The organism is Streptomyces megasporus (assembly GCF_000718985.1).
Taxonomy (GTDB): domain Bacteria; phylum Actinomycetota; class Actinomycetes; order Streptomycetales; family Streptomycetaceae; genus Streptomyces; species Streptomyces megasporus.
In genome coordinates this window covers 23,511-48,629 of record NZ_JODL01000028.1, presented here as the reverse complement: position 1 = coordinate 48,629, position 25,119 = coordinate 23,511, and the positions used below count along the sequence as shown (strand labels likewise).

Below are 25,119 nucleotides of genomic sequence, written 5' to 3'. Positions count from 1 at the left end.
TGGACCCCGCGCACGCGGGGGTGGTCCCGCGCCGTCGTGTCCGTGACGCCGGATCGCCGTATCGGCCCCGCGTATGCGGGGATGCGGACGGGGAAGGTCATTCGTCGCCTTCCAGGTCGCCCTCGAGTTCGAGGTAGATCTCCCGGAGCCGGTCCAGGGTCTCCTGGTCCGGCTCCGCCCACAGCTCGCGGTCGGCGGCCTCCAGCAGCCGCTCGGTGATGCCGCGCAGCGCCCAGGGGTTGGAGCGCCTCATGAACTCCTGGTTGGTCTCGTCGAAGACGTACTCGGCGGCGAGGCGCTGGTACATCCAGTCGTCCACGACCCCGGCTGTCGCGTCGTAACCGAAGAGGTAGTCCACGGTCGCGGCCATCTCGAAGGCGCCTTTGTAACCGTGCCTCCTCATGGCGCTCATCCAGCGCGGGTTGACCACCCTCGCCCGGAACACCCGGTGGGTCTCCTCGCCCAGCGTGCGGGTCTTCACCTGGTCGGGGACGGCCGAGTCGCCGACGTACGCCTCGGGGGAGGAGCCCGTCAGGTGGCGGACCATGGCGACCATGCCGCCGTGGTACTGGAAGTAGTCGTCGGCGTCGGCGATGTCGTGCTCGCGGGTGTCGACGTTCTTGGCGGCCACCTGGATGCGGCGGAACGCCGTCTCCATGTCGCCGCGCGCCGGACGGCCGTCCAGACCGCGCCCGTAGGCGTAGCCGCCCCACACCGCGTACACCTCGGCCAGGTCGGCGTCCGAGCGCCAGTTGCGGGCGTCGATCAGCGGCAGCAGCCCCGCCCCGTACGCGCCCGGCTTGGAGCCGAAGATCCGCGCCGTGGCCCGGCGCCGGTCGCCGTGCGCGGCGGTGTCCTCGTCGGCGTGGGCCCTCACGTAGTTGGACTCGGCGGGCTCGTCCAGCTCGGCCACCGTCCGCACCGCGTCGTCCACCAGGGCCACCACGTGCGGGAAGGCGTCGCGGAAGAAGCCGGAGATGCGGACCGTGACGTCGATGCGGGGGCGTCCCAGCTCCTGAAGGGGGACGACCTCGAAGCCCGTCACGCGCCGCGAGGCGTCGTCCCACACCGGTCGACAGCCCAGCAGCGCCAGGATCTCCGCGATGTCGTCGCCCTGGGTGCGCATGCACGAGGTGCCCCACACCGTCAGGCCCACCGACTTCGGGTAGGCGCCGTGGTCGGCCAGGTGCCGGGCCAGCAGCGAGTCGGCCAGGGAGCTGCCGACGTCCCAGGACAGCTTGGACGGGATCGCCTTGGGGTCCACGGAGTAGAAGTTCCGGCCGGTCGGCAGGACGTTGACCAGACCGCGGGTCGGCGATCCGGACGGGCCGGCCGGGACGTACCCGCCGTCCAGCGCGTGGAGGACGTTGCCGATCTCGTCCGTGGTGCGCGCCAGCCGGGGCACGACCTCCTCGGCGGCGAACTCCAGCGCCCGCACCGCCCCCGGCACCTCGGCGCCCAGCACCTCGACGGTCACCTCGCCGGCCGCCGCGCGCGCCCAGTCACGGGCCTCCATGCCCTCCACCAGCCGCCGCGCCAGCGCTTCCAGCAGGTCGACCGCGTCGGAGGCGGTCCGGGCCGGGCCGTCCGCGAGCGAGGTGAGCGCCTCGGGCACCTCGATGCGGGCGCCCGGCTCGGCCAACAGTTCGGACTCCACCAGCCCGACGTGCTCGGCCAACACCGCCCGCAGGCCCGGCAGCGCGCCGCCCACGCCGCCCCACACCTGCGCCGACCGCAGCACGGCCAGCACCAGGTTGACGCGCGGCTCGCCCACCGGGCCGCCGCCCAGGATGTGCAGGCCGTCGCGGATCTGCACGTCCTTGATCTCGCACAGCCAGCCGTCGATGTGCATGACGAACTCGTCGAACTCGTCCTCGCCCGGCTGCTCCTCCACGTGCAGGTCGTGGTGGAGTTCGGCGGCCCGCACCAGCGTCCAGATCTGGCTGCGCACGGCCGGGGCCTTGGCCGGGTCCAGGTCGGACACCAGCGCGTACTCGTCCAGGAGCTGTTCCAGCTTGGCCAGGTCGCCGTAGGAGTCGGCCCGCGCCATCGGCGGCACCAGGTGGTCCACGACCGTGGCGTGGCCGCGCCGCTTGGCCTGGGTGCCCTCGCCGGGGTCGTTGACGATGAACGGGTAGACCAGCGGCAGATCGCCCAGCACCGCGTCCGGCGCGCAGCCGGCCGACAGGCCCAGACCCTTGCCCGGCAGCCACTCCATCGTGCCGTGCTTGCCCATGTGGACCACCGCGTCGGCGCCGAAGGAGTGCTCCATCCACCGGTAGGCCGCCAGATAGTGGTGGGAGGGCGGCATGTCCGGGTCGTGGTAGATCGCGATGGGGTTCTCGCCGAAGCCGCGTGGCGGCTGGATCATCACCACCACGTTGCCGAACCGCAGCGAGGCCAGCACGATCTCGGCGTTCTCGCCCTCGCCGTCCACGTAGAGGGAGCCCGGCGGCTCGCCCCAGTGCTCGCGCATGGCGTCGCGCAGCTCGGGGTCGAGCGTGGCGAACCACTCGCGGTAATCCCGCAGCGGGACCCGTGCCGGGGCCGCGGCGAGCTGTTCCTCCGTCAGCCACTCCACGTCGTGGCCGCCGGCCGCGATCAGACGGTGGATCAGCTCGTCACCGGTCTCGGGGAGTTCGCCGGTGTCGTAACCGGCGTCCCGCAGGGCCCGCAGCAGCTCCACCGCCGAGGCGGGGGTGTCCAGACCGACCGCGTTGCCCACCCGTGAGTGCTTGGTCGGGTAGGCGGTGAAGACCAGGGCGATCCGCTTCTCGGCGTTCGGCTTGTGCCGCAGCGCGGCGTGCCGCGCCGCGATGCCGGCCACACGCCGGGCCCGCTCGGGGTCGGCGACGTAGACGGGCACACCGTCGGGGCCCTCCTCCTTGAAGGAGAACGGCACGGTGATCAGCCGCCCGTCGAACTCCGGGATGGCCACCTGCATCGCGGCGTCCATCGGCGACAGGGCCGCGTCCGAGGCGGCCCAGGCGGCGCGGGAACCGGTCAGGCACAGGCCCTGGATCACGGGCACGTCCAGCGCGGCCAGGGCGCCCACGTCCCACGCCTCGTCGTCGCCGCCGGCGCTCGCGTCCGCCGCGCGGGTGCCGCCCGCGGCCAGGACGGTGGCGATCAGCGCGTCGGCCCGGCCCAGCAGCTCGTACAGGCCCGGATCGGCGCCGCGCAGCGAACCGCAGTAGACGGGGAGGGCGTTGGCGCCGCGCTCCTCGATCGCGTCGCACAGCGTGTCGACGAAGGAGGTGTTCCCCGCCAACTCGTGGGCCCGGTAGAACAGCACGCCTACGGTCGGCCGGGACGGGTCGGACTTCCGGTCGCCGTGCACACCGTACTCGGGCATCGGCCGCGGCTCGGCGAAGCCGTGGCCGGTCAGCAGCACGGTGTCGGAGAGGAAGCGCACCAGCTCGGCCAGGTTCTCCGGGCCGCCCGCCACCAGGTACTTCAGCGCCTCGGCGACCACGCCCGCCGGAACGGTGGACAGCGCCATCAGCTCGGCGTCCGGCACCGACTCGCCGCCCAGCAGCACGGTGGGGACGCCGGAGGCCAGCAGCGTCTCCAGCCCGTCCTCCCAGGCGCGCCGGCCGCCCAGGAGGCGCACGACGGCGATGTCCGCGCCCTCGATCAGGCCCGGCAGCTCGCCGGCGACGTCGACGCGCACGGGGTTGGCGATGCGGTACGGGGCGCCGGAGGCCCGGGCCGCCAGCAGGTCGGTGTCGGCGGTGGACAGCAGCAGTACCGTGCTCATGGAACCCCCATGGGTGCGTACGCCCTTCGTGGCGCTCGTCTCGGTCGCGTCCGGTGTGTCGGGTATATCGGCCGTGTCGGGTGTGTCGAGTGCATCGGCCGTGTCGGTCGTGTCGGTCACGGTGCTCCCGGCGGTGTGAACGGCAGGCCCCTGGGCGCGCCGTCCTCGATCAGTCGCAGCAACGCGTCGGTGTCGGCGTGCTCCTCCACCAGGTCGCCCAGCCGGTCGAGCTGCTCCTCGCGGAGCGCGGCGAAGGACGTGTCGGGGGCGGGGACGAACGCCCGTCCCGCGTCCGCCGCCACGCGCCGCAGGAAGGCCCGCCGGAAACCGTCGCTCTCCAGCGACCCGTGCCAGTGGGTGCCCCACACCGAGCCGCTGCGGCAGCCGTCCAGGAACGGCTCGTCCCCGCCGGTCACCTCGGCCACGCCGTGGTGGATCTCGTAGCCCTCCACGGCCTCGCCCAGCGCCTCGCCGACCGGCCGGGCCAGGGTCTTCTCCGGCGCGAAGCGCACCCGTACCGGCAGCAGCCCCAGGCCGTCGACCGTCCCGGCCCGGGACTCCACCTCGTCCTCGATCCGCTCGCCCAGCATCTGGAAGCCGCCGCAGATCCCCAGCACCGGTCGCCCCTCGGCGGCCCGGCGGACCAGCGCGTCGGCCAGGCCGCGCTCGCGCAGCCAGGCGAGGGCCCGCACGGTGCCGCGGGTGCCGGGCACGACGGCCAGGTCGGCGTCGGCCAGTTCCTCGGGCCGGTCGCAGAACCGCACGACCACGCCCGGCTCGGCCGCCAGCGCGTCCACGTCCGTGAAGTTCGACATCAGCGGCACGGGCACCACCGCGACGCGCAGCACGTCCCGGCCGTGCGGGGGCGCGACGGTCGATTCGCGGACGGTGCCGCGCAGGGAGAGACGCAGCCCGTCCTCCTCGTCGATGCCGAGCCCGTGCCGGTACGGCAGGACGCCCAGCACCGGCCGTCCGGTCAGTCCCCGCAACATCTCCAGCCCCGGCTCCAGCAGCGTCACATCGCCGCGGAACTTGTTCACCAGGTAGCCCGCCACCAGGGCCTGGTCCTCGGCCGACAGCAGGGCGGTGGTCCCGAAGAGGGACGCGAAGACGCCGCCGCGGTCGATGTCGCCGACCACCACGACCGGCAGCCGGGCCGCGCGGGCCAGCCCCATGTTGACGATGTCGCTGTGCCGCAGGTTGATCTCGGCCGGGCTGCCGGCGCCCTCGCAGATCACCGCGTCGTGGGTGCGCCGCAGCTCGGTCAGACAGTCCAGGACCGTCCCCAGCAGCCTCTCCTGCCGTCCCGCGTGGTAGCCGCGGGCGCTCAGCTCGCCCACCGGCTTCCCCAGCAGCACGACCTGACTGGTGCGGTCGCCGCCCGGCTTGAGCAGCACCGGGTTCATCAGCGCGGTGGGCTCCACCCGGGCCGCGGCGGCCTGCATGGCCTGGGCGCGGCCGATCTCGGCGCCGTCCCGGGTGACGAAGGAGTTGAGCGACATGTTCTGCGCCTTGAACGGCGCCACCTTGACGCCCCGGCGGGCCAGCCAACGGCAGACGCCCGCCGTGACCACGCTCTTGCCCGCGTCCGAGGTCGTCCCCGCGATCAGCAGTCCGCCGCCCGTCACACCGTCCGTCACACCGTCCGTCACGCCGTCCATCACAGGGCCGCCCTCCCGCTCCGGCCGTTCCGCCGCTGCTCCCGCAGGGCTCCGGCGCCGGCGCACACCGCCAGTGCCAGCGCGCCCACCCGGCGCGACAGCCGTACCGCCCGCTCGATGTCCGCCACGCGCACCGGACGGCCGGAGGCGTTGAGCACCGGACGGTGCTCGACCCGGCCGCCGTACGACAGCGTCCCGCCCAGCCGCACGCCGAGCGCGCCCGCGAACGCCGCCTCGACCCTTCCGGCGTTGGGGCTGGGGTGACGGTGGGCGTCCGCGCGCCAGGCGCGGAGCGCGCCGCGCGGATCGGGGCCGGCGAGGGCGGCCAGCAGCGCGCTCAGCCGGGCGCCGGGCCACCCCGCGACGTCGTCCAGCCGGGCCGCGGCCCAGCCGAAACGGAGGTGACGCGGCGAGCGGTGCCCGACCATCGCGTCCAGGGTGTTGACGGCCCGGAAGCCGGCCAGCCCCGGCACGCCGCAGGCCGCGCCCCAGACCAGGGCGCCGACCACGGCGTCGGAGGTGTTCTCGGCGACGGACTCCACGACGGCCCGGGCGATGCCGTCGGCGTCCAGCGCCCGCGGATCCCGTCCGCACAGGTGGGGCAGTCGGGCGCGGGCCGCCTCCAGATCGCCGGCCTCCAGGGCGGCGGCGATGGCGCGGGCCTCACGGGCCAGGCTGCTGCCGCCGACCACGGTCCAGGTCGCGGCGGCCGTCAACGCGACAGAGACGGCGGGGGAGCGGCGCGCGGCACGGTCCAGCGCCGCCGCGGCGGCCACGGCCCCACCCGCGCACACGCCGGTGTAGAGCGCGCCCGCGCCGCGGTGGTCGCGCCACAGCAGGCGTTCGAGGGCCGTGGCGGCACGCCCGAAGGCGGCGACGGGATGGGCGCGGCGGGGATCGCCGGCGATCAGATCGAACAGGTACCCGAGCACCGCTCCGTACGCGTACCCCGATGCGGCGGGGAGGTCCGGGAGGGCGGTGGCGGTGGTGGTGTGGTCGGCGCGCATGGCGTCAGCGTGCCGTCGCGCCTCGTGCGGTCACCGTGGAGGGGGCAGGGGCAGGCGGAATGCCGGGCATGGCGATGTGTCCTCACTCAGGGTCCTCGCCCTGGATCGACGTGACCGGCGGTGAGAGTCTCCTGGCTCCCGGATCCGCGCTTCCCCGGCCTTCCAGCTCGATGTGCGAGCCGTGGCCCTGGGTGGGGAAGCGCTCCCCGGTGACAGTGGCGGGACCGCGCCGGATTCGCACCGGCTTCCTCTCCTGCCGCCGTTGGGCAACGGGAAGTCCACCACGGCCGGGAATGAGGCGTCAACTCGGCGATGACCTGCGACGGCGGAGTGTGCGGAAGCGCACACGACGCGGACGCGCGCCGCGCACACCCGGCGTGCGGGCATGAAAAGGCGCCCGACGGTCCCGTCGGGCGCCCGGAGGCGCGCTGCTCAGGCAGCGATGATGTAGATGCCGTACACCACGGCCGCCGCGCACAGGGCGAAGCTGGCGTAGGCGCCGACCCGGCCGAGGAGGGCGGGACCGCTGTCCCCGGCCTTGCTGCTGGTGCGGGTTCCGACGATGCCGAGGGTGAAGACGCCCACCAAGCCGACCGTCATCACGAGGCTGACCCCGAAGACCTGGCCGAGAGCGGCCCAGTCGATGTCCATGAGGCTGTTTCCTTTGCGATTCCTGTGGGGTTCCCGCGCGGCGCTACGAGGCCGAGGAGGAGAGGGGTGCGGCGGCCGAGGGACCCGAGGACTCGGCCTCGGCGTCGGCCGTGCCGGTCCCGACGCCGGCGACGACGGCGGGCTGGGGCGGGACGCCGAGCTGCGCGGGGGTGTCGGGCGCGACCGGCTCGACGTCGTTGACGTTGGTGTGGTCCACCGGCTCCTTGCGGGAGGCGAGCCAGATCGCGGCGCTGATCACCACGGTGAGGACCGTGACGACGATGACGCCCCAGTCGCCCTGGGCGGTCAACAGGGCGGCGCCCGCGGCCACCAGACCGGCGGCCGGGAGGGTCAGACCCCAGGCGGCCAGCATGCGGCCCGCGGTGTTCCAGCGCACCGTGCCGCCCTTGCGGCCCAGTCCGGAGCCCATGATCGAGCCGGAGCAGACCTGGGTGGTGGAGAGCGCGAAGCCCAGGTGGGAGGAGGCCAGGATGGTGACGGCCGAGCTGGTCTGGGCCGCGAAGCCCTGGGCCGGCCGGATGTCGGTGAGGCCCTTGCCCATGGTGCGGATGATCCGCCAGCCGCCCAGGTAGGTGCCCAGGGCGATCGCGATGCCGGCCGAGGCGATGACCCACATCGGCGGGTCGGCGTCGGCGCCCAGCAGGCCGCCGGAGATCAGGGCGAGGGTGATGACGCCCATCGTCTTCTGGGCGTCGTTGGTGCCGTGGGCGAGGGAGACCAGGGCGGCCGAGGCGATCTGCCCGGCGCGGTAGCCCTTGGCCACGTCCCGCTCCTCGGTCTTCCGGGTGATCCGGTAGGTGAGCTTGGTGGCGAGCATCGCCGCGATGCCGGCGACCAGCGGGGCCGCCAGGGCCGGGAGCAGCACCTTGGAGACGACCGCGCTCATGGAGACGGCGCCGATGCCGACGGAGGCGATGGTCGCGCCGATGAGGCCGCCCATGAGGGCGTGGGAGGAACTGGAGGGGAGACCCGCCAACCAGGTCAACAGGTTCCAGATGATCGCTCCGACCAGACCCGCCAGGACCACGGCCGGATCGATTCCGGAGTCCTCGTTGATGAGGCCTTTGGAGATGGTGGCGGCGACCTCGACCGAGATGAAGGCGCCGATGAGGTTGAGGACCGCCGACATCGCCACCGCGGTCTTGGGCTTGAGTGCCCCGGTGGAAATGGTGGTGGCCATGGCGTTGGCCGTGTCGTGGAAGCCGTTGGTGAAGTCGAACACCAAGGCTGTGACGATCACGATCCCGATGAGAAGCGTGATGTTTTCCATTCACCCAGGCAATCAGTCGAAGGAGATGTACGCGGCGAACGTAGGGACCCAGGGTGAACGCAAGGTGAACTGGGAGCGGATTCACGGTATCTCCCTGAACCTGTGCAGGGAGGTGGGACACGGTGACGCGCGCCCGAGGTCACCCGACCGCCGGTAACCGGCCGCGCTACAGTGCTCCGCCGGAGGCGGCACGGAGGTGGCACGGATGCGGCGGACCTGGGACGACGCCTGGCGCGAGCTGGTGGACACGGCGCGCCGGACGGTGGCCGACGGGCTCGTCGTGGGCACCTCCGGCAACGTGTCGGCACGGGTCGACGACACCGTTCTGGTGACCCCCAGCGGCGTCCCGTACGACCGGCTGGGGCCGGACGAGTTGTGCGCCGTCGACCTCGACGGACGGCGGGTGGCCGGTGAGCTGAGGCCCACCAGCGAACTGCCGATGCACCTGGCGATCTACCGAGCCACCGACGCCGCGGCGATCGTCCACACCCACGCCGTCCACGCCACGGCCGTCTCCACCCTGGTGGAGGAGCTCCCGGCGATCCACTACGCGGCCGCCGCCCTGGGCGGCCCGGTACGAGTGGCACCCTACGCCACGTACGGCAGCGACGAACTCGCCGCCCACGCCCTGGAGGCCCTGCGCGACCGCACCGGCTGTCTGCTGCGCAACCACGGCACGATCGTGTACGGCGACAGCCTCCGCAGGGCGTACGACGACACCGCCCAACTGGAGTGGATGTGCCGGGTCTGGCTCGCCGCCGCCTCCGTGCCCGGCCGCACGCCCACGCTGCTGCCGGCCGAGGAGCTGGGCCGGGTGGCCGAACGGCTGCGCGGCTACGGGCAGCCGGACGGCCGTTCGACGTGAGCGGCCCGCCACGCCGGGCCGGGACGCCCCGGATCACCCGCCGGGTCCGTCCCGCTGGCCTCCACGGCCTCGCACCGCCATCCTGGGCAGGATGAGCCTGCGCAAAACGGCGGCCCTGGCCGCCACCACCGTGCTCGGTGCCGGCGCGGCCGCGGTCGTGGCCGGACGGTACGCGGCCCACGCTGCCCTCCGACCGCCCACCGGGCGTTCCCTGCCCGTCGGGTTCCGGGGGGCGTCGCTGACGGTCCACGCCACCGCGGCGGGGCAGATCACCCTGACCCGCTCGCTCGTCTCCGAGCTGCCCGGCACCTACGCGCTCACCGGTCCCGGCCGGCACGCCGTCGTCGGCCCGGTGCTCGACGTGCCCTCCACCGCCGACACCGTCGTCAGGCGCCTGGAGCGCGTCGACCGCGGCCGTCTCGCCCCCGGCGACCGGGTGCGGGTCACCCCTCAGGTGTACACCGGCAACCCGCGCGACGCCCTGGGCCTGGAGTACGAGGACGTGGCGGTGCCCGGCGAACTCGGCGAGCTGCCCGCCTGGTACCTGCCCGCCCTCCGCGACGTGTGGGTGATCGCCGTGCACGGCCTGGGCGCCACGCGCGAACACCCCATGAACCTGCTGCCGTTCCTCCACGGGAGGGGGCTGCCGACGCTCGTCCTCTCCCACCGCGGCGACCCCGGAGCGCCCCGCTCGCCCGCCGGCACCATGTACCTGGGGGACTCCGAGTGGCACGACCTGGACGCGGCGATCCGCCACGCCCTGGACCGCGGCGCACGGAACGTCGTGCTGTACGGCTGGTCCACCGGGGCCTCCATGGCGCTGCGGGCCGCGGCGCACTCCCCGCTCCGCGACCGCGTCGCCGGGCTGGTGCTGGACTCGCCCGTGCTCGACTGGCGGGCCACGCTCCGGTCCCTCGCCGCCGGCCGCCACGTCCCCCGGCCGCTGCTGCCGCTGGCCGTGCGCGCCGCGCAGGGCCGCGCCCGGCTGCATCCGGGGCCGCTGCCGGAGGTGACCGACCCGTCGAGCCTGGAGCTGCCCACCCTGGTCCTGCACGGCCCCGACGACACCGTCGCCCCCTGGGACCTCTCCCGCGAGTTGGCCGAGCGGCGTCCCGACCTGGTCTCGCTGCACGTCGTCCGGCAGGCCCCGCACGCCGCCATGTGGAACGCCGATCCGAAGGGCTACGAGGAGGCGCTGCGCCGGTTCCTCACCCCGCTCATGTAGGGGCTCACGCAGGCGCTTGCCCAGGCGCTGTCCAGGCGCTCGTGCGGGCGTCCGCGCGGGTGCTCGGCGGACGCTCCCGCGGGTCGCTCAGATGAGGTCTGTGCACGGACGTTTGGGCTTTCGGGCGGTCGTGCACAAAACTGCTCCCGTGACGTCCCGTACACCGCGAGACACCAGGCTGCGCCTCGTTGCCCGTCAGCCTCTCGCCGCCGCGCGCCGAGCAGTGAACGCGCGCCGCCGGCAGAGGACGCTCCGGCCCCCCGAGGGGGTCCATCCCCGTGACCAACTGGCCCGGCAGGCGCGGGCCTGCCTCGACGACGCCGTGCGCCTGGCCCGCTGGGCGGACGGAACCGGTCTGTCGCCGGTGACGGAGGCCGAGCGGGCCGCGGCCGAGTTGAGGATGTCGGTGGAGCAGGTGCGCGTCCACTGGGACCGCGCCCGGCTCGCCGGCCTGATCGAACTGCACGGCGAGACCGCCGTGCCCGGCTGGCGGTTGCGCGCCTGGGACCGCGACGACTCCGCGGTGCTGCGCGGCTGGGTCGCCCTCTTCGACGCGTGGTCGCTCGCCCATCCGGCGCCCGACGACGCCGACCCGGCGCTGGTCGGCGACGTCGTCGTGGCGGCCCCGCAGTTCCTGTCCGTGATGCACCTGTCGTCCGGGCCGGTGACCGTGCCGCTCCTGCTGGACCTGCTGCGGCAGAGAATCGCGGAACTCCGCGCGGAGCGCGGAAAGGATCGGCCCGCGGAGCGCGGAAAGGACCGGTCCGCGGAGCGCGGAAGGGATCGGTCCGCGGAGCGCGGGAAGGAGCCGGACGGGGCGGGGGCGGGCCCCGTCGTCCGGGGCCTGCCCGCGCTCCTGGACTGGGCGTTGGACGGCCTCGCCTCCGTCGGCGCCCTCACCCGGTGCGCCGCGGACGGCGAGGGCCGTCCCGGGCAGGCGGTGCTCACCCCGCTGGGCAACTGGGCCGTGTGGGTGAAACTCGAACAGATCTGCGTCGCCGCGCAGAGTCCCGCCGGGAACATAGAGCATCCCGCCGAGGACATGCTGCGGGGCTGTGCCCGGCTCTCGCCCGGCGAGGCCCGCGCCGAGTACCGGGCCTGGCTCGCCGCGCGCCCCACCGGCCCGGCCGTCGCCGAGCTGCTGGAGGCCGCCCGCGGTGAGGAGGCCCTCATCCGCGGTCTGGCCTTCGAGGCGCTGCGCGTCGTGGGCGCTCCCGCCGAGTCCGCCGTCCGGGAGGTCGTGGACGAGCCCACCCTGCGTCCCTACGCCCTGCTCTGGCTCGCCGAACACGAGGGCGCCGACCCGGCCGACCTGGCGGGCGGCGCCTCCGGTGTCCTGACGCGCGAGGAGGCCACCTGGCTGTGGGTGGACACCGCCGCGGCCGTCGCCGACCACGGGGACGGCCGGCTGCTGGTGGAGCACCTGGACTCGGCCGTGCAGGAGAGCGTCCCGGCGCTGCTGGAGGAGATCCGCGCCACCGGCCACCCCCGCACGGTCCAGGTCCTGGTGGCGCTCGCCGCCGCCCATCCGGACCCGGTGCTGGCCAGGGCCGTGCGCCGGGCGGCCTTCCAGGTCCACACCGGCGAGGCGTGACGGTTCCCGTGCCTCCCGTGCTCCCGTGCCGCCTCCGGCACGGGAGCACGGGATATCCGGTTGCGCGCCGCCGTTAGACTGACCGCATGGCAAATCTCCTCGCGCATTAGGCCGGCGTACGCCGTAACCCAGCCTCCCGACCACGACGTACGCACGCCCACCCTGCCCTGGAGCATTTCCGTGATCACCGCCACCGGACTCGAGCTGCGCGCCGGCGCCCGGGTTCTCATCGAGTCCGCCTCCTTCCGCATCACCCGCGGCGACCGCATCGGCCTGGTCGGCCGCAACGGCGCGGGCAAGACCACCCTCACCCGCTGCCTGGCCGGCGAGGGCGTCCCCGCCGCGGGCACCATCACCCGCACCGGCGAGGTCGGCTACCTGCCGCAGGACCCGCGCACCGGCGACCTCGACGCCCTCGCCCGCGACCGCATCCTCTCCGCCCGGGGCCTGGACACCGTGCTGCGCAGGATGCGCGAGAACGAGGAGCGGATGGCGGGCGGCAAGGGCGCCACCCGCGAGCGGGCGATGAAGAAGTACGAGCGGTTGGAGACGGAGTTCCTCACCAAGGGCGGGTACGCCGCCGAGGCCGAGGCCGCCACGATCGCCGCCAGCCTGGGCCTGCCCGACCGGGTGCTCGCCCAGCCGCTGGGCACCCTCTCCGGTGGTCAGCGGCGCCGTGTCGAACTGGCCCGCATCCTGTTCTCGGACGCCGACACCCTGCTGCTGGACGAGCCGACCAACCACCTCGACGCCGACTCCGTCGCCTGGCTGCGGGACTTCCTCAAGACCTACCGCGGCGGTTTCGTGGTGATCTCCCACGACGTCGCCCTGGTGGAGACGGTCGTCAACAAGGTGTTCTACCTGGACGCCAACCGCGCCCGCATCGACATCTACAACATGGGCTGGAAGCAGTACCTGGTCCAGCGCGAGGCGGACGAGAAGCGGCGCAGGCGCGAGCGGGCCAACGCCGAGAAGAAGGCCGCCGCCCTCGCCGCCCAGGCCGACAAGATGCGCGCCAAGGCGACCAAGGCCGTCGCCGCGCAGAACATGGCCCGCCGCGCCGAGCGGCTGCTGGCCGGGCTGGAGGAGGCGAGGCAGGCCGACAAGGTCGCCAAGCTGCGCTTCCCCGACCCCGCGCCGTGCGGCAAGACCCCGCTGACGGCGGAGGGGCTGTCCAAGTCCTACGGCTCCCTGGAGATCTTCACCGATCTCTCGCTGGCCATCGACAAGGGTTCCCGGGTGGTCATCCTCGGTCTCAACGGCGCGGGCAAGACCACCCTGCTGCGGATGCTGGCCGGGGTGGAGAAGCCGGACACCGGGCGGGTCGTCCACGGCCACGGGCTCAAGCTCGGCTACTACGCGCAGGAGCACGAGACCCTGGACCCGGACCGCACGGTGCTGGAGAACATGCGCTCGGCCGCGCCCGACATGGACATGGTCGACGTGCGCAAGACGCTGGGATCGTTCCTGTTCTCCGGCGACGACGTGGACAAGCCCGCGGGGGTGCTCTCCGGCGGGGAGAAGACCCGGCTGGCGCTGGCCACGCTGGTGGTCTCCTCGGCCAACGTGCTGCTCCTGGACGAGCCCACCAACAACCTCGACCCGGCCAGCCGCGAGGAGATCCTCGGCGCGCTGCGCGCCTTCACCGGCGCGGTGGTGCTGGTCACCCACGACGAGGGCGCGGTGGAGGCGCTCCAGCCGGAGCGGATCGTCCTGCTGCCGGACGGCGTGGAGGACCTGTGGGGCGACGAGTACGCGGATCTCGTCGCGCTCGCCTGAGGTCGGGACGTCCGGTGGGCGCAGAATGATCACACCGTTCTGGATCATTCGGCCTACCTGTGATCCGTCATCTGAGTGAGTTCGGCTCGTACCGCGGCGCGGTTGCGCGTCGAGAGCGCGGGTGGTGTGGCAGGAGCCGCCCGGTGTGTTGGTCCGATTCCCGTTCACCGTTCTGACCTGTGCTTTCCTTTCACGGCCCGGCGGTGTGCCCGGCGGAGGCGGCGCGGAACGCCGTATTCCGGCGTCTCTCGGGGTTTGCCCGATGGACAAGGTCTCCCCACGGACCTTGTCGAATGGGTGGCCAGAAGCCCGGTAAGGGGTGATCATGAGAGTTCAGAGCGCACTTCCCATGAGGAGGCACGGGTGGCCGAGACTCTGAAGAAGGGCAGCCGGGTGACCGGCGCGGCGCGCGAGAAGCTCGCGGCCGACCTGAAGAAGAAGTACGACTCCGGTGCGAGCATTCGGGCGCTGGCCGAGGAAACCGGTCGCTCCTATGGATTCGTGCACCGGATGCTCAGCGAGTCCGGCGTGACCCTCCGCGGTCGCGGCGGTGCGACGCGGGGCAAGAAGACCACGACGTCCTGAGACCCAGGGCCGTCCTGAGGAGGCCACCCGGTCGGCCGGCTGACCGGCTGGGTGGTTACTCTGCAGTCACTTGACTGTGGAGAGCCCCAGGAGACCCTCATGACCCTGCTCGACAAGGACGGTGTGCGACTCGCCGTCGACGGTGCCGTGGCCACGGTCACGCTCGACCGCCCGGCCAAGCGCAACGCCCAGACCTTCGCGATGTGGCGCGCCTTGGCCGAGGCCGGGCGGCTGCTGCCCGGCGAGGTCCGCGTCGTCGTCCTGCGCGGCGAGGGCCGCTCCTTCTCCGCCGGACTCGACCGGCAGGCCTTCACTCCCGAGGGCTTCGAGGGCGAACCGTCCTTCATCGACCTCGCGCGGAGTTCGGACGCCGAGGTCGACGCCGCCATCGCCGGCTACCAGGAGGCGTTCACCTGGTGGCGGCGGAACGACGTGGTGAGCGTCGCCGCCGTCCAGGGGCACGCGGTCGGCGCGGGCTTCCAGCTCGCGCTCGCCTGCGACCTGCGCGTCTGCGCCGACGACGCGCAGTTCGCGATGCGCGAGACCAGCCTCGGACTTATCCCGGACCTCACCGGCACGCATCCGCTCGTCTCCCTCGTCGGATACGCTCGCGCGCTGGAGATCTGCGTGACGGGCCGGTCCGTCCACGCCGAGGAGGCCGAGCGGATCGGCCTGGCCAACCTGGTGGTGCCCCGCGCGGAGCTGGAGGCGGCCACCGCCGACCTGACGGCGGCGCTGCTCGCCGCCCCGCGCGACGCGGTGGTCGAGACCAAGGCGCTGCTGCGCGGCGCGGTGGAGCGCACCTACGACGAACAGCGCGCGGCCGAGCGCGAGGCACAAGCGCGCAGGCTGCGCGACCTGGCCGGCATCGGCGAGTAACCCCACGAACCCCACGGCGGTCCGTTCCGTGCGCGCCGGCCTCGCCGGGCGGCACGCACGGAACGGCGCGGCCGTGGACTCGGAAGCGGACTCAGAAACCGTGCCGGACGCCGCCGTCGACCGGGATCATCACGCCGGTCAGGTACGAGGCGGCGGGGGAGAGCACGAAGGCCGCCACCCTGCCGAACTCCTCCGGGGTGCCGTAACGGCGCAGCGGGATCACGGCCGAGGCCCGCTCGCGAGCGGCCTCGGGGTCCTCGGAGAGCGCGTCGAGCTCGCGGACCCGATCGGTGGCGATACGCCCCGGCAGCAGCCCGACGACGCGGACGCCGCGCGGCCCCAGCTCGTTCGCCAGCGACTTGGCGAAGCCCGCCAGCCCCGGCCGCAGCCCGTTGGAGATCGTCAGCCCGGGGATCGGCTCGTGCACCGAGCCGGAGAGCACGAAACCGATCACTCCGCCCTCGCCCAGGCGCCCGGCCGCCGTGCGGGCCAACCGCACCGCACCGAGGAAGACCGACTCGAACGCCGACCGCCACTGCTCGTCGGTGTTGCTCTCGAAGGAGCCCGGCGGCGGTCCGCCGACGCTGATCAGCACCCCGTCGAGACGGCCGTGCCGGTCGTGCGCGGCGGTCACCAGGCGGTCGGCGGCGTCCGGATCGGCGTTGTCCGCCGCGATGCCGACGGCGCCTTCGCCCAGCCGCTCGGCGGCCTCGGCCGCCGAGCGGTCGGTGCGGCCGGTGACGATCACCCGAGCGCCCTCGGCGACCAGCTCACGGGCGGAGGCGAAGCCCAGCCCGCGGGTGGCGCCGGTGACGAGGTACACCCTGTCCTGCAGTCCCAGATCCATGGGATCAGTCTGCCGGTCCCTCCGCCGATCCCGCGGCGGAGGGGGCGGGGGAGGGACGCTCGTCCGGGTTTGTTCCCCGTAGGTCCGTGCCCCGCGGATCCGTGCCCCGCGGGTCCGTCCCCTGTGAGGCGTCCGCGTCCGGCACCCCGGTTCCGCCGGCGGTCCCGTCCGCGCCCCGCTCCCCGGCCGCCAGACGGTCCCGGTGCTCACGGCGCACCAGCACCACCCAGCCGACGGGGACCCCGGCGGCGAACAGCCACCACTGGAACGCGTACGCCAGGTGCGAGCCGATGCTGTCGTGGTCGGGCTCGGGAAGGAGCTGGGGCTGTTCCCCGGAGGGTTCGGGGGAGGTCCCGGCCAACGCGACGTAGCCGCCGAGGACCGGCCGGTCCATCTCCCGCGCCGCCCGCTCGCTGTCGATCAGCATCACCTGGCGCGGCGGCAGCCCCGCCTTCTCCTTGACGCCGCCGCTCTCCGTCTCGTCCGCCATCAGCCGACCGGTCACGGTGACCTCGCCGGAGGGGGCCTTCGGCACGTCGGGGAACTTCGTCAGGTCCCCGGCCGCCGGAATCCAGCCGCGATTGACCAGCACGGCCGTGCCGTCCTCACGGACCAGCGGAGTGAGGACGTGGTATCCGATCCGCTTGCCGTCGGCGGCGGTCCGCTGGCGGACGACCACCTCGTGCCGGGTGTCGTAGGTGCCGGTCGCCGTCACCGGACGGTACCGGTCGTCGCCCTCCGGGCCGCGGCCCGGAGCGACCAACTCGTCCACGGCGACGGGCTCGGAAGCCAGGCTCGTGGCGATCAGATCGTTGCGGGCCACCCTCTCCTCGTGCCGGTGGAACTGCCAGAACCCCAGCCACACCATGGCCGGGATCAGCAGGAGCGCGACGAGGGTGAGGATCACCCACTGTCGGGACAGCAGAAAACGGTACGAGGACGACACGGGTTCGACGGTACCCCGCCGGTGGTCATTCCCCCGGAGCGGGGGCCACGTCGCGCAGGAGTTGGGTGAAGGCCCCCTCGTCGATCACCGGGGTGCCGTAAGCGCGTGCCTTGACGACCTTGGAGGTGCCGGCGTCGGGATCGTTGGTGACCAGGAGGCTGGTGAGCCGGGAGACGCTGGTCGCGATGTGGAGACCGGCCTCGATCGCCCGGTCCTCCAGAAGCTCGCGGTCGACGGAGGTGTCGCCGGAGATCGCCACCCGCATGCCCTGGACGAGCGGCTTGCCCGGCTCGTACCGCCCGGGGTTGGGGTAGGGACAGGCGGGACGCTTGCGCGAGGGGCGCCAACTTCCCGCGTGGGAGCGGGAGCGCGACCCGCCGGAGGTGATGGCGTCGGTCCACTCGGTCATCGGCCGGCAGGCCAGCAGGGGCAGGCGTATGCCGCCGCGGGCCGCCATGTGCAGGCTCGGCCGGAACGCCTCGGCCAGCACCCGCGCGTCGTCCAGCGCGTGGTGCGCCCGGCGCTGCACGACGCCGTAGTGCGCGGCCAGGGTCTCCAGCCGGTGGTTGGCCAGGGGCAGGTCCAGCTCCTTGGAGAGCGCGATGGTGCACAGCCGCTGCCGCACCGGGACCTCCAGGCGGGCGCGGGCGTACTCGCGGGCGATCATCGACCAGTCGAAGACGGCGTTGTGCGCGACCAGCACCCGCCCCCGCAGCCGCTCGGCGAACTCCTCGGCGATCTCCGGGAAGAGCGGGGCGTCGGCCAGCATCTCGCTCGTCAGACCGTGGATCCAGGTCGGCCCCGGATCCCGCTGGGGGTTGACCGGGGTGTACCAGTGGTCCACCACGTCGCCCCGGGCGTCCAGCCGGTAGACGGCCGCGGAGACGATGCGGTCCTCCCGGGCCAGGCCCGTGGTCTCGACGTCCACCACCGCGTAGCCGTCCGGGTATTCACTGGGCCAGGCCGGGGTGGTGGGCTGCGCTGCGGGCCGCGCGTCGGCCGCCGACTGGTCTTCGAGCATGGTCACAGAGGATACGGGCCGCTACTGACACCATCACACAACCGCAGGTCGTTCCCGGTGCCCCGGCCGGCGGGCGACCCCTTCCGCATACTTGTCGGTAACAGACTCTGGGCACCGCCCGTCCGCGGCCCTACGGTGCTCGCATGCCGAGCGTGCCGGATCTCCCCGATGTCGTGTTGTGGTCCATCCCCGCCTTCGTCCTGTTGACGGTCCTGGAGATGGTCTCCTACCGCCTCCACCCCGAAGAACCCGACAGTCCCGTCGTCGGGTACGAGGCCAAGGACGCCGCCACCAGCGTCACCATGGGCCTGGGCAGCCTCTTCTTCGACGCCCTGTGGAAAGTCCCGATCGTGGCGATCTACTCGGTGGTCCACGAACTGACCCCGCTGCGGGTGCCCGTCGAGTGGTGGACGCTGCCGCTGATGCTGCTCGCCCAGGACTTCTTCTACTACTGGTCCCACCGAGGCCACCACGTGATCCGCGTCCTGTGGGCCTGCCACGTGGTGCACCACTCCAGCCGGAGGTTCAACCTCACCACCGCGTTGCGCCAGCCCTGGACGTCGGTGACCTCCTGGCCGTTCTACCTGCCGCTCGTCGTCTGCGGCGTGCACCCGGCCGCGCTCGCCTTCTGCTCCTCGGTCAACCTGGTCTACCAGTTCTGGATCCACACCGAACGCATCGGAAGGCTCCCGAGGCCGATCGAGTTCCTCTTCAACACGCCCTCGCACCACCGCGTCCACCACGCCTCGCAGGGCGACTACCTGGACCGCAACTTCGGCGGCGTCCTCATCGTGTGGGACCGCCTCTTCGGCTCCTTCGCGCCCGAGACCGAACCGTGCGTCTACGGGCTCACCAAGAACATCGACACCCACAACCCGCTGCGCGTGGCCACCCACGAGTACGTGGCCATCGCCCGCGACCTGCGCGGGGCGAAAGACTGGCGCGAACGCGCCGGACGCCTGTTCCGCGGCCCCGGCTGGCAGCCGGCGACCTCCACAAGGCCCCGGACGGACGGCGGAGGGGCCGGACCCCTCGGGCCCGACCCCTCCGCTCCGTCCGCTTCCTGACGGGGCGTCCCCGTCGAACGCCCGGGACGTCGGCGTTACTTGACGGCGTCCAGGGCGTCGACGATGCCGTGGCCGTAGAAGCCGTTGACCTGGCGACCGCCCTCACAGGTGGCGTCCTCGACCCCGTTGCCGTCCGGGTCGTAGAACTCCGGGCAACCGGGGTTGTCCGCCTGCGCCTTCAGCATCAGCCGGAGCGTCGCCGGGTTCGCCCAGGGGTGCTTGCTCTTGAGCAGCGCGGCCACTCCGGCGACGTGCGGGCTGGCCATCGAGGTGCCCTGGAGGAAGGCGTAGGAGTCGTTGGGCATGGTCGACAGGATTCGGCCGTTGCCCGACGGGGTGTCCGGCACCTGGTACCGGTCGCCACCGGGGGCCGCCACGTCGACGACGCCGTGGCCGTAGGTGGAGTAGTACGACTTGACGTTCTGAACGCCCGTCGCGGAGACCGTCACCACACCCGGCAACTGGGTCGGCAGGTCCAGGCACTCCGACGGGTCTATCGTGCGCTCGACCGGGACGGTGTCGTTGGGGCTGGTGGTGTCGAGGATCTCGTCGGCGGCGAGGTCGTGGTTGGAGTTGCCCGCCGAGGCGACGTGCAGCGTGCCCTTGCGCTCGGCGTAGCCCGCGGCCCGACGGACCGCCTCCACGACCGCGCCCTGGTCCGCGTCGTCCTCGCAGTTGTACAGGTACGGGTCGACGTAGTAGCTGTTGTTGGTGATCTCCACGCCCTTGTCGGCGGCGAAGACGAACGCGCAGATCACGGCCTCCGCGTAGAAGAGGCTGGTGTCGGGCTCGCTCACCTTGATGGAGGCCACCCGCACGCCCGGCGCGACGCCCGCCACACCGACGCCGTTGCGCGCCGCGGCGATGGTGCCCGCGACGTGCGTGCCGTGGTAGTCGCCCGAGCCGTACGGACGCCAGGCGCCCTGGCCGGTGTCGGCGACGCCGCCGACGCAGTTCGCGGACTGGCCCGCCGAGAAGTTGGGGGCCAGGTCCGGGTGGGTGTCGTCGACGCCGGTGTCGATCACCGCGACGGTGACCCTCTTGTGGCCCGGGTTGACCTTGGCGGCCTCGTCGGCCCGGATGGCGCGCAGGCCCCACAGGTCGCCTTCCAGGGGCTCGGCGTCGGCGCTCGCCGCCTTGGCCGTGGTCCCGGCCGCCTCCTCCACGTACTGCGGCGCGCCGACCTCGGTGGTCCCCGCGGACAGCAGCGGCGCGGTGCGGGTGGCTCCGGCGGAGTCCACGCCGCGCACCGCGCGCATCTCCTCGGCGAAGGAGGGGTTCGAGGAGTGGGCGACGATCACGCCGATCTTCCGGTGCGTGACGACGACCGTGCCACCGGCCTTGGCGATCGCCTTCTCCACGCGGGCGATGGTGGCGGGGTGAGCGGAGGTGTTGACCACGTACGACAGCCGCTCGCCGTCCGCGGCCGACCTGGTCGCGGCGGCCGGGGCGTCCTGGGCCAGCGCCGTGCCGGCGCCGGGCAGCAGGGCCAGGGAGGCGGTCAGCGCCAACCCGACCGGCACCGCGAGGGCGCGGCGTCGGCTGGAGGGTCTCGATGCCATGGGCTCTCCATCAGATGTCTCGGCGAAAGAACCGCCGGCTTCAGCCGGTGGTGTGTCACCCCCGACAGGGGAGGGGCGCTTCTCCGGTGCGGTGTCCTCGCCCGCTCCCGCGCTCCGGGGCAATCGGTTCGGTCCGGACACGACCTTCGGATCGGAAGCCTCCCACCTCCTGGACGGGGAGCCGGGGCACGCCTGCGTGAACACAGGTGGGCAAGATCCCGTCCGTTTATCGGAGTTGACCGTACGGATGCACGGAGACGGAAGTTATCGCCCCGATGGGGCGAAAGGCAATGGTCGGGTCCGGCGGACCGCGCCGGCCGGTCCTCCCTCGTCGGAGTCGCCCCGCCCCCGACGGCCGTCGCGTACGCTGCCTGACAGATGTCCATCCCTGGAGGGACTGTCGACATGCTGTCGGACACCTACGGTCGGGTCGCCACCGATCTGCGCGTATCGCTCACCGACCGCTGCAACCTGCGGTGCACCTACTGCATGCCCGAGGAAGGGCTCCAGTGGCTCGCCAGACCCGACCTGCTCACGGACGACGAGATCGTCCGCCTCGTGGGGATCGCCGTGACCCGGCTCGGAGTGCGCGAGGTGCGCTTCACCGGCGGCGAGCCGCTGCTGCGCCCCGGGCTGGTGGGCATCGTCGAACGCTGCGCCGCGCTGGAGCCCCGTCCGAAACTGTCGTTGACCACCAACGGCATCGGCCTGGAGCGGACGGCCGAGGCGCTGCGCGGGGCCGGACTGGACCGGGTCAACGTCTCCCTCGACACCCTCGACGCGGAGGTCTTCCACCGGATGACCCGCCGCAGGCGGCACGCCGACGTCCTCCGCGGCCTGGCGGCGGCCCGCGCGGCCGGGCTCGCCCCGGTCAAGGTCAACGCGGTGCTGATGCCCGGCCTCAACGAGAACGAGGCCCCCGACCTGCTCTCCTGGGCCGTCGAGAACGGGTACGAACTGCGCTTCATCGAGCAGATGCCGCTCGACGCCCAGCACGGCTGGCGACGCGAGGGCATGATCACCGCGGGGGACGTCCTGGCCTCCCTGCGCACCCGCTTCACCCTCACCCCCGAGGACGGGGAGAGCCGGGGGTCCGCACCCGCCGAGCGCTGGATCGTCGACGGAGGCCCGCACCGCGTCGGGGTGATCGCGTCCGTCACCCGGCCCTTCTGCCACGCCTGCGACCGCACCCGACTGACCGCCGACGGACAGGTCCGCACCTGCCTGTTCGCCCGGGAGGAGTCGGATCTGCGCGGAGCGCTGCGCTCGGGAGCCGGCGACGAGAGGATCGCCGAGCTGTGGAAGACGGCCATGTGGGGCAAGAAGGCGGGGTCCGGATTGGACGACCCCTCCTTCCGTCAGCCCGACCGCCCGATGTCAGCGATCGGCGGCTGAGCCGTCCCGCCGGTCCTCCTCGGCCTCCCACTCCTCCAAGGGCACCACTTCCCTGAGGAAGCCGCGCATCCCCAGGAAGTTCGACAGGTGTTCGCGGTGCTCCTCGCAGGCCAGCCAGGTCTTGCGGCGTTCCGGGGTGTGCAGCTTGGGGTTGTTCCAGGCCAGCACCCACACGGCGGCTTCACGGCAACCCTTGGCGGAGCAGACGACGGTGTTCTCGGTCACGGCTCCATACAAACATGACGACGCCGGGCAGCCACGGGGGGAGCCGCCCGGCGTCGGTCCGCCGCTCCGACGGGGGATGCGGAGCGTGTAGGCAGTATGGCACGCGCACCCATCCCGAGGGCAGCGGAACAGCACGATTGGTCCGAGGTCTTCCCGAGCCTCGACCTCGGGGTGGGTCAGCGTCGCGGGTCGGCGTCGCGGCCGGGGCCCGACGGACTCGGTTCCCGTTCGCTCCCGTCACCGGGCGCCGAACCCTCCGGCTCCCGTGGGGGGTGCCACACGGTGTGGCCCTCGTGGTCCTCCGATTCCCACACGGGGGGCTCCTGCGACCCGGGGTCCTCGCGCTCTCCGCGGTCCCCGTGGTCCTCACGGTCCTCGCGTTCCGCCGGGCCGAGCGCGTGCCGCGGCGGCGTGGCGATGTAGGTGTCGGGGAGGGAGGGGGCGTTCTCCCGCCCCCCGTTGGCGATGACCACCGCGATGTACGGCAGCGCGGCACCGAGCACCAGGGCCGCCACGGCGAGGGGACGCTGGACGTTCCACAGCAGCACGGTCAGCAGGACCGACACGGTGCGCACCAGCATCGAGATCACGTAGTGCCGTTCCCGGTTCCGGACGTCCTCGGCGAGCCCTTGGCGGGCTCCGGTGATTCGGAAGACCTCGGGACCGCGCTGTTTGCGCCTCAACTTCACCACCCGCTCAGACCGCCGGTTCCCGGCTTTTCCCACACTACGCCCCGACTCCATCGCATATGAAAGCGGGGAGGGGGCACCCGGTGCGCCAGGAACGACTCCCACCCGGACGGCCCCACGGCCGTGCGGGGGAGTTCCCGGACGCAAGCCGAGCGCGCGGAGAACGCGTCGCGCGCCGCACGAGGAGGCGACATGAGCTGGTTGTGGGCGATCATCGTGGGTCTGGTGCTGGGCGTCCTGGCCCGCGCCATCCTGCCCGGCAGGCAGAACATCCCTCTGTGGCTGACGGCCATCTTCGGCATCCTCGGTGGGATCCTGGGCAACGCCGTGGCCGGGGGGATCGGGGTGGAGGACACCGGCGGCATCGACTGGATCCGGCACATTCTCCAGCTCGCGGGGGCCGTGTTGATCGTGGCGCTGGGAACCCCGCTCTACGCGGCCATCAGGGGTCGGGGCAGGAGGACCGTCTGACGGAGCGGGCAGCGCCCGGCACCCGTCGCGGTGCCCGGGGCCGACGCACGGCACGGTGCGCCGGCCCCTTCGCCTGTGAACGGCCCCTTCTCGTTCTCGCCTGTTCCGGCCGCTTCCGCGGGCCGGGTCAGAGCCCCCGGACCTCGGCGACCTTGCGCCCCGCCTTGAGGTAGACGGCGCCGGAGACCCCGGCCTGGGCCAGCTTCTCCGGGACGACCTCCGCCAGTGGACGCAGGGCGTCCGCCTCGGGCAGCACGATCGCCTCCTGGCCCCCCTCGGTCTCGACGATCAGCCGCAGCCCGTTCTGCTTGGCGACGCGGCGGGCGGCCGAGGCGCTCGGGGTGAACTCCAGCACGGTCGCCAGGATGGTCGCGACGCCCTTCTCGCCGTGCTCGGCGGCGTCCACCACCGGCAGACTCCCGACGTCGGTGAAGGACTTCTTCGAGAACTGCGCGGTGAAGCCCGCCCGGGCCGCCATCGCCGCCTCGACGCCGTGGATCGCGGCGACGACCTCACCGGCCAGGACCCTCTTCAGGTCCATCGGGTGCAGCGTCCCCTCCTCCAGACGCGCGGTGACCAGGTCGATCTCGGCGTCCGTCCACTCCGTCCAGGCCCGCAGGTACGGCACCATCAGACGGTCCGGAATCGACATGATCTTGCCGAAGACGTCGTCGGCGGTCGCGTTCAGCGCGATGTAGTTGCCCTTGGACTTGGACATCTTCGCGCCCGAGCCGTCGGTGCCCTCGATCAGCGGCATGGTGACGATCATCTGCGGCTTCTTGCCGTAGATCTCCATCACCTTCCGGCCCATCTGCATGTTCAGCAACTGGTCCACGCCGCCCAGCTCGATGTCGGCGTCGATCTCCGCGGAGTCGATGGCCATCGCCACCGGGTAGATCAGCTCCGACATCGTCAGCCCGTGTCCGGCCGCCAGCCGGTTGCGGAAGTCCTCGCGCTGGAGCAGCGACGAGGCCGGAACCTGGGAGAGAATGCCGATCAGCCGCGGCAGGGCGATGTCGGCCAGCCACTCGCTGTTGTGTCGGAAACGGACCTTGTCGAAGTCGAAGAACGGCTTCACCTGGTCCCGGTAGCCCGCCAGGTTGCGCGCGATGTCCTCGTCCGTCAGCGGCGGACGCTCCGAGGAGCGCCCCGAGGGGTCGCCGATCCTGGCGGTGATGTCGCCGATGATCAGCGTGACGTCGTGCCCCATCCGCTGGAAGCGGCTCAGGACGATCATCGGGACCGTGTGGCCCAGGTGCACGTCGGCCGCCGTCGGGTCGATGCCCAGCTTGACGTGGAGCCCGCGGCCGGCCTCCCGCGCGGCGTCGATCTCCTCGGCCAGCTTCTCCGCCGACGGCAGGACGTCCACCGCCCGACCGGCGATCAGCTCGGCCTGCTCCTTCGCGGACAGGTCCGTCAGGTCCAGATAACGGCGCGCGCCCGTCTCGGCGAGCAGTCGCTCGACGGTCTCGTCGGAGGAGAGGTCCTGTGCCAGCAGATCGCCGGCACGCTGCACGGAGTCGCCGAGGCGTGTCACGTTCTTTCCCGGTGGTCGAGTCGGATGGATGCCCGCCGTGGTCGTCGGCGGTATCGGTAAGG

Annotated in this window: 20 protein-coding genes, 1 pseudogene and 1 riboswitch; of the genes and pseudogenes, 9 read left to right on the top strand and 12 right to left on the bottom strand. The window is 72.9% G+C overall.

The window, feature by feature from the left end:
* Positions 1 to 97 precede the first annotated feature (97 nt).
* The 5 genes from cobN to IF47_RS0121395 form a co-directional block, all read right to left on the bottom strand.
* Complete coding sequence (cobN, locus tag IF47_RS0121415) at positions 98 to 3,760, bottom strand: cobaltochelatase subunit CobN (protein ID WP_031510534.1); 3,663 nt, start codon at positions 3,758 to 3,760, stop codon at positions 98 to 100.
* A 116-nt stretch (positions 3,761 to 3,876) separates the two neighbouring features.
* A complete protein-coding gene (locus tag IF47_RS0121410) occupies positions 3,877 to 5,421 on the bottom strand; it encodes a cobyric acid synthase (protein ID WP_037733100.1) in 1,545 nt (514 codons plus the stop codon).
* Complete coding sequence (locus IF47_RS0121405; RefSeq protein WP_051718024.1) at positions 5,421 to 6,428, bottom strand: cobalamin biosynthesis protein; 1,008 nt, start codon at positions 6,426 to 6,428, stop codon at positions 5,421 to 5,423. Before IF47_RS0121405 ends, IF47_RS0121410 begins: the two co-directional genes overlap by 1 nt.
* Positions 6,429 to 6,553: 125 nt before the next feature.
* A riboswitch (cobalamin riboswitch) is annotated at positions 6,554 to 6,678 on the bottom strand.
* Positions 6,679 to 6,860: 182 nt separating this feature from the next.
* Entirely contained in the window at positions 6,861 to 7,079 is a 219-nt protein-coding gene (locus IF47_RS0121400) for a hypothetical protein (protein WP_031510531.1), read from the bottom strand.
* 43 nt (positions 7,080 to 7,122) lie between these two features.
* Complete coding sequence (locus IF47_RS0121395) at positions 7,123 to 8,370, bottom strand: inorganic phosphate transporter (protein WP_031510530.1); 1,248 nt, start codon at positions 8,368 to 8,370, stop codon at positions 7,123 to 7,125.
* A 205-nt stretch (positions 8,371 to 8,575) separates the two neighbouring features.
* Between IF47_RS0121395 and IF47_RS0121390 the strand changes: the two genes are divergently transcribed.
* The 6 genes from IF47_RS0121390 to IF47_RS0121365 all read left to right on the top strand — a co-directional run bounded on the left by IF47_RS0121390 (position 8,576) and on the right by IF47_RS0121365 (position 15,297).
* Positions 8,576 to 9,235 (top strand): class II aldolase/adducin family protein, encoded by a 660-nt coding sequence (locus IF47_RS0121390; protein WP_031510529.1) that lies wholly within the window; start codon positions 8,576 to 8,578, stop codon positions 9,233 to 9,235.
* A 91-nt stretch (positions 9,236 to 9,326) separates the two neighbouring features.
* The gene (locus IF47_RS0121385; RefSeq protein ID WP_031510528.1) at positions 9,327 to 10,460 is read left to right on the top strand and encodes an alpha/beta hydrolase; all 1,134 of its coding nucleotides are present in this window, start codon (positions 9,327 to 9,329) and stop codon (positions 10,458 to 10,460) included.
* A 148-nt stretch (positions 10,461 to 10,608) separates the two neighbouring features.
* The gene (locus tag IF47_RS0121380; protein ID WP_078592023.1) at positions 10,609 to 12,054 is read left to right on the top strand and encodes a hypothetical protein; all 1,446 of its coding nucleotides are present in this window, start codon (positions 10,609 to 10,611) and stop codon (positions 12,052 to 12,054) included.
* A 180-nt stretch (positions 12,055 to 12,234) separates the two neighbouring features.
* Complete coding sequence (abc-f, locus tag IF47_RS0121375) at positions 12,235 to 13,833, top strand: ribosomal protection-like ABC-F family protein (protein WP_031510526.1); 1,599 nt, start codon at positions 12,235 to 12,237, stop codon at positions 13,831 to 13,833.
* 363 nt (positions 13,834 to 14,196) lie between these two features.
* Positions 14,197 to 14,418, top strand: a complete 222-nt coding sequence (locus tag IF47_RS0121370; RefSeq protein WP_031510525.1) for a helix-turn-helix domain-containing protein — start codon at positions 14,197 to 14,199, stop codon at positions 14,416 to 14,418.
* Positions 14,419 to 14,517: 99 nt separating this feature from the next.
* Positions 14,518 to 15,297 (top strand): enoyl-CoA hydratase/isomerase family protein, encoded by a 780-nt coding sequence (locus IF47_RS0121365; RefSeq protein ID WP_031510524.1) that lies wholly within the window; start codon positions 14,518 to 14,520, stop codon positions 15,295 to 15,297.
* Between the two features lie 91 nt (positions 15,298 to 15,388).
* On the opposite strand, the gene IF47_RS0121360 is transcribed toward IF47_RS0121365, so the two are convergent.
* From IF47_RS0121360 to IF47_RS0121350, 3 genes are read right to left on the bottom strand one after another with little or no spacing between them, the layout of a single operon-like run.
* A complete protein-coding gene (locus IF47_RS0121360; protein ID WP_031510523.1) occupies positions 15,389 to 16,144 on the bottom strand; it encodes an SDR family oxidoreductase in 756 nt (251 codons plus the stop codon).
* A 4-nt stretch (positions 16,145 to 16,148) separates the two neighbouring features.
* On the bottom strand, positions 16,149 to 17,090 hold the full coding sequence (locus tag IF47_RS0121355; protein ID WP_037733099.1) for an SURF1 family cytochrome oxidase biogenesis protein: 942 nt from the start codon (positions 17,088 to 17,090) through the stop codon (positions 16,149 to 16,151).
* A gap of 25 nt (positions 17,091 to 17,115) precedes the next feature.
* The gene (locus IF47_RS0121350; RefSeq protein WP_031510520.1) at positions 17,116 to 18,111 is read right to left on the bottom strand and encodes a DEDDh family exonuclease; all 996 of its coding nucleotides are present in this window, start codon (positions 18,109 to 18,111) and stop codon (positions 17,116 to 17,118) included.
* A gap of 143 nt (positions 18,112 to 18,254) precedes the next feature.
* Between IF47_RS0121350 and IF47_RS0121345 the strand changes: the two genes are divergently transcribed.
* Positions 18,255 to 19,178, top strand: a complete 924-nt coding sequence (locus IF47_RS0121345) for a sterol desaturase family protein (protein WP_031510519.1) — start codon at positions 18,255 to 18,257, stop codon at positions 19,176 to 19,178.
* A 35-nt stretch (positions 19,179 to 19,213) separates the two neighbouring features.
* Here the strand turns inward: IF47_RS0121345 and IF47_RS0121340 are convergent, their stop codons facing one another.
* A complete protein-coding gene (locus tag IF47_RS0121340; protein ID WP_031510518.1) occupies positions 19,214 to 20,740 on the bottom strand; it encodes a S8 family peptidase in 1,527 nt (508 codons plus the stop codon).
* A gap of 405 nt (positions 20,741 to 21,145) precedes the next feature.
* Here IF47_RS0121340 and moaA point away from each other — a divergent pair, with 405 nt between their 5' ends.
* Entirely contained in the window at positions 21,146 to 22,135 is a 990-nt protein-coding gene (gene moaA / locus IF47_RS0121335) for a GTP 3',8-cyclase MoaA (RefSeq protein WP_031510517.1), read from the top strand.
* Here moaA and IF47_RS0121330 read toward each other — a convergent pair.
* Together IF47_RS0121330 and IF47_RS30320 are read right to left on the bottom strand one after the other, a co-directional pair.
* Positions 22,118 to 22,360, bottom strand: coding sequence for a hypothetical protein (locus IF47_RS0121330; protein WP_037733098.1), 243 nt, complete (start codon positions 22,358 to 22,360; stop codon positions 22,118 to 22,120). The genes moaA and IF47_RS0121330 overlap by 18 nt on opposite strands.
* Positions 22,361 to 22,743: 383 nt before the next feature.
* A pseudogene (locus tag IF47_RS30320) lies at positions 22,744 to 23,052 on the bottom strand (DUF3099 domain-containing protein); the annotation flags it as partial.
* Between the two features lie 189 nt (positions 23,053 to 23,241).
* Here IF47_RS30320 and IF47_RS0121320 point away from each other — a divergent pair.
* The gene (locus IF47_RS0121320; RefSeq protein ID WP_031510514.1) at positions 23,242 to 23,520 is read left to right on the top strand and encodes a GlsB/YeaQ/YmgE family stress response membrane protein; all 279 of its coding nucleotides are present in this window, start codon (positions 23,242 to 23,244) and stop codon (positions 23,518 to 23,520) included.
* Positions 23,521 to 23,647: 127 nt separating this feature from the next.
* Here IF47_RS0121320 and tyrS read toward each other — a convergent pair whose 3' ends face one another.
* Positions 23,648 to 25,057 carry a tyrosine--tRNA ligase gene (gene tyrS, locus IF47_RS0121315; RefSeq protein ID WP_031510513.1) on the bottom strand — a complete coding sequence of 470 codons (1,410 nt, stop codon included), beginning with the start codon at positions 25,055 to 25,057 and terminating at the stop codon, positions 23,648 to 23,650.
* Positions 25,058 to 25,119: the final 62 nt, after the last annotated feature.

What these genes read in the sequence shown, in the direction of transcription:
- IF47_RS0121345 (WP_031510519.1), top strand. Translation starts at nt 18,255, where the DNA reads ATGCCGAGCGTGCCGGATCTCCCCGATGTCGTGTTGTGGTCCATCCCC.
- cobN (WP_031510534.1), bottom strand. Translation starts at nt 3,760, where the DNA reads ATGAGCACGGTACTGCTGCTGTCCACCGCCGACACCGACCTGCTGGCG.
- IF47_RS0121360 (WP_031510523.1), bottom strand. Translation starts at nt 16,144, where the DNA reads ATGGATCTGGGACTGCAGGACAGGGTGTACCTCGTCACCGGCGCCACC.
- moaA (WP_031510517.1), top strand. Translation starts at nt 21,146, where the DNA reads ATGCTGTCGGACACCTACGGTCGGGTCGCCACCGATCTGCGCGTATCG.
- IF47_RS0121400 (WP_031510531.1), bottom strand. Translation starts at nt 7,079, where the DNA reads ATGGACATCGACTGGGCCGCTCTCGGCCAGGTCTTCGGGGTCAGCCTC.
- IF47_RS0121365 (WP_031510524.1), top strand. Translation starts at nt 14,518, where the DNA reads ATGACCCTGCTCGACAAGGACGGTGTGCGACTCGCCGTCGACGGTGCC.
- IF47_RS0121385 (WP_031510528.1), top strand. Translation starts at nt 9,327, where the DNA reads ATGAGCCTGCGCAAAACGGCGGCCCTGGCCGCCACCACCGTGCTCGGT.
- IF47_RS0121340 (WP_031510518.1), bottom strand. Translation starts at nt 20,740, where the DNA reads ATGGCATCGAGACCCTCCAGCCGACGCCGCGCCCTCGCGGTGCCGGTC.
- IF47_RS0121320 (WP_031510514.1), top strand. Translation starts at nt 23,242, where the DNA reads ATGAGCTGGTTGTGGGCGATCATCGTGGGTCTGGTGCTGGGCGTCCTG.
- IF47_RS0121405 (WP_051718024.1), bottom strand. Translation starts at nt 6,428, where the DNA reads ATGCGCGCCGACCACACCACCACCGCCACCGCCCTCCCGGACCTCCCC.
- IF47_RS0121390 (WP_031510529.1), top strand. Translation starts at nt 8,576, where the DNA reads ATGCGGCGGACCTGGGACGACGCCTGGCGCGAGCTGGTGGACACGGCG.
- IF47_RS0121350 (WP_031510520.1), bottom strand. Translation starts at nt 18,111, where the DNA reads ATGCTCGAAGACCAGTCGGCGGCCGACGCGCGGCCCGCAGCGCAGCCC.
- IF47_RS0121395 (WP_031510530.1), bottom strand. Translation starts at nt 8,370, where the DNA reads ATGGAAAACATCACGCTTCTCATCGGGATCGTGATCGTCACAGCCTTG.
- IF47_RS0121410 (WP_037733100.1), bottom strand. Translation starts at nt 5,421, where the DNA reads ATGGACGGCGTGACGGACGGTGTGACGGACGGTGTGACGGGCGGCGGA.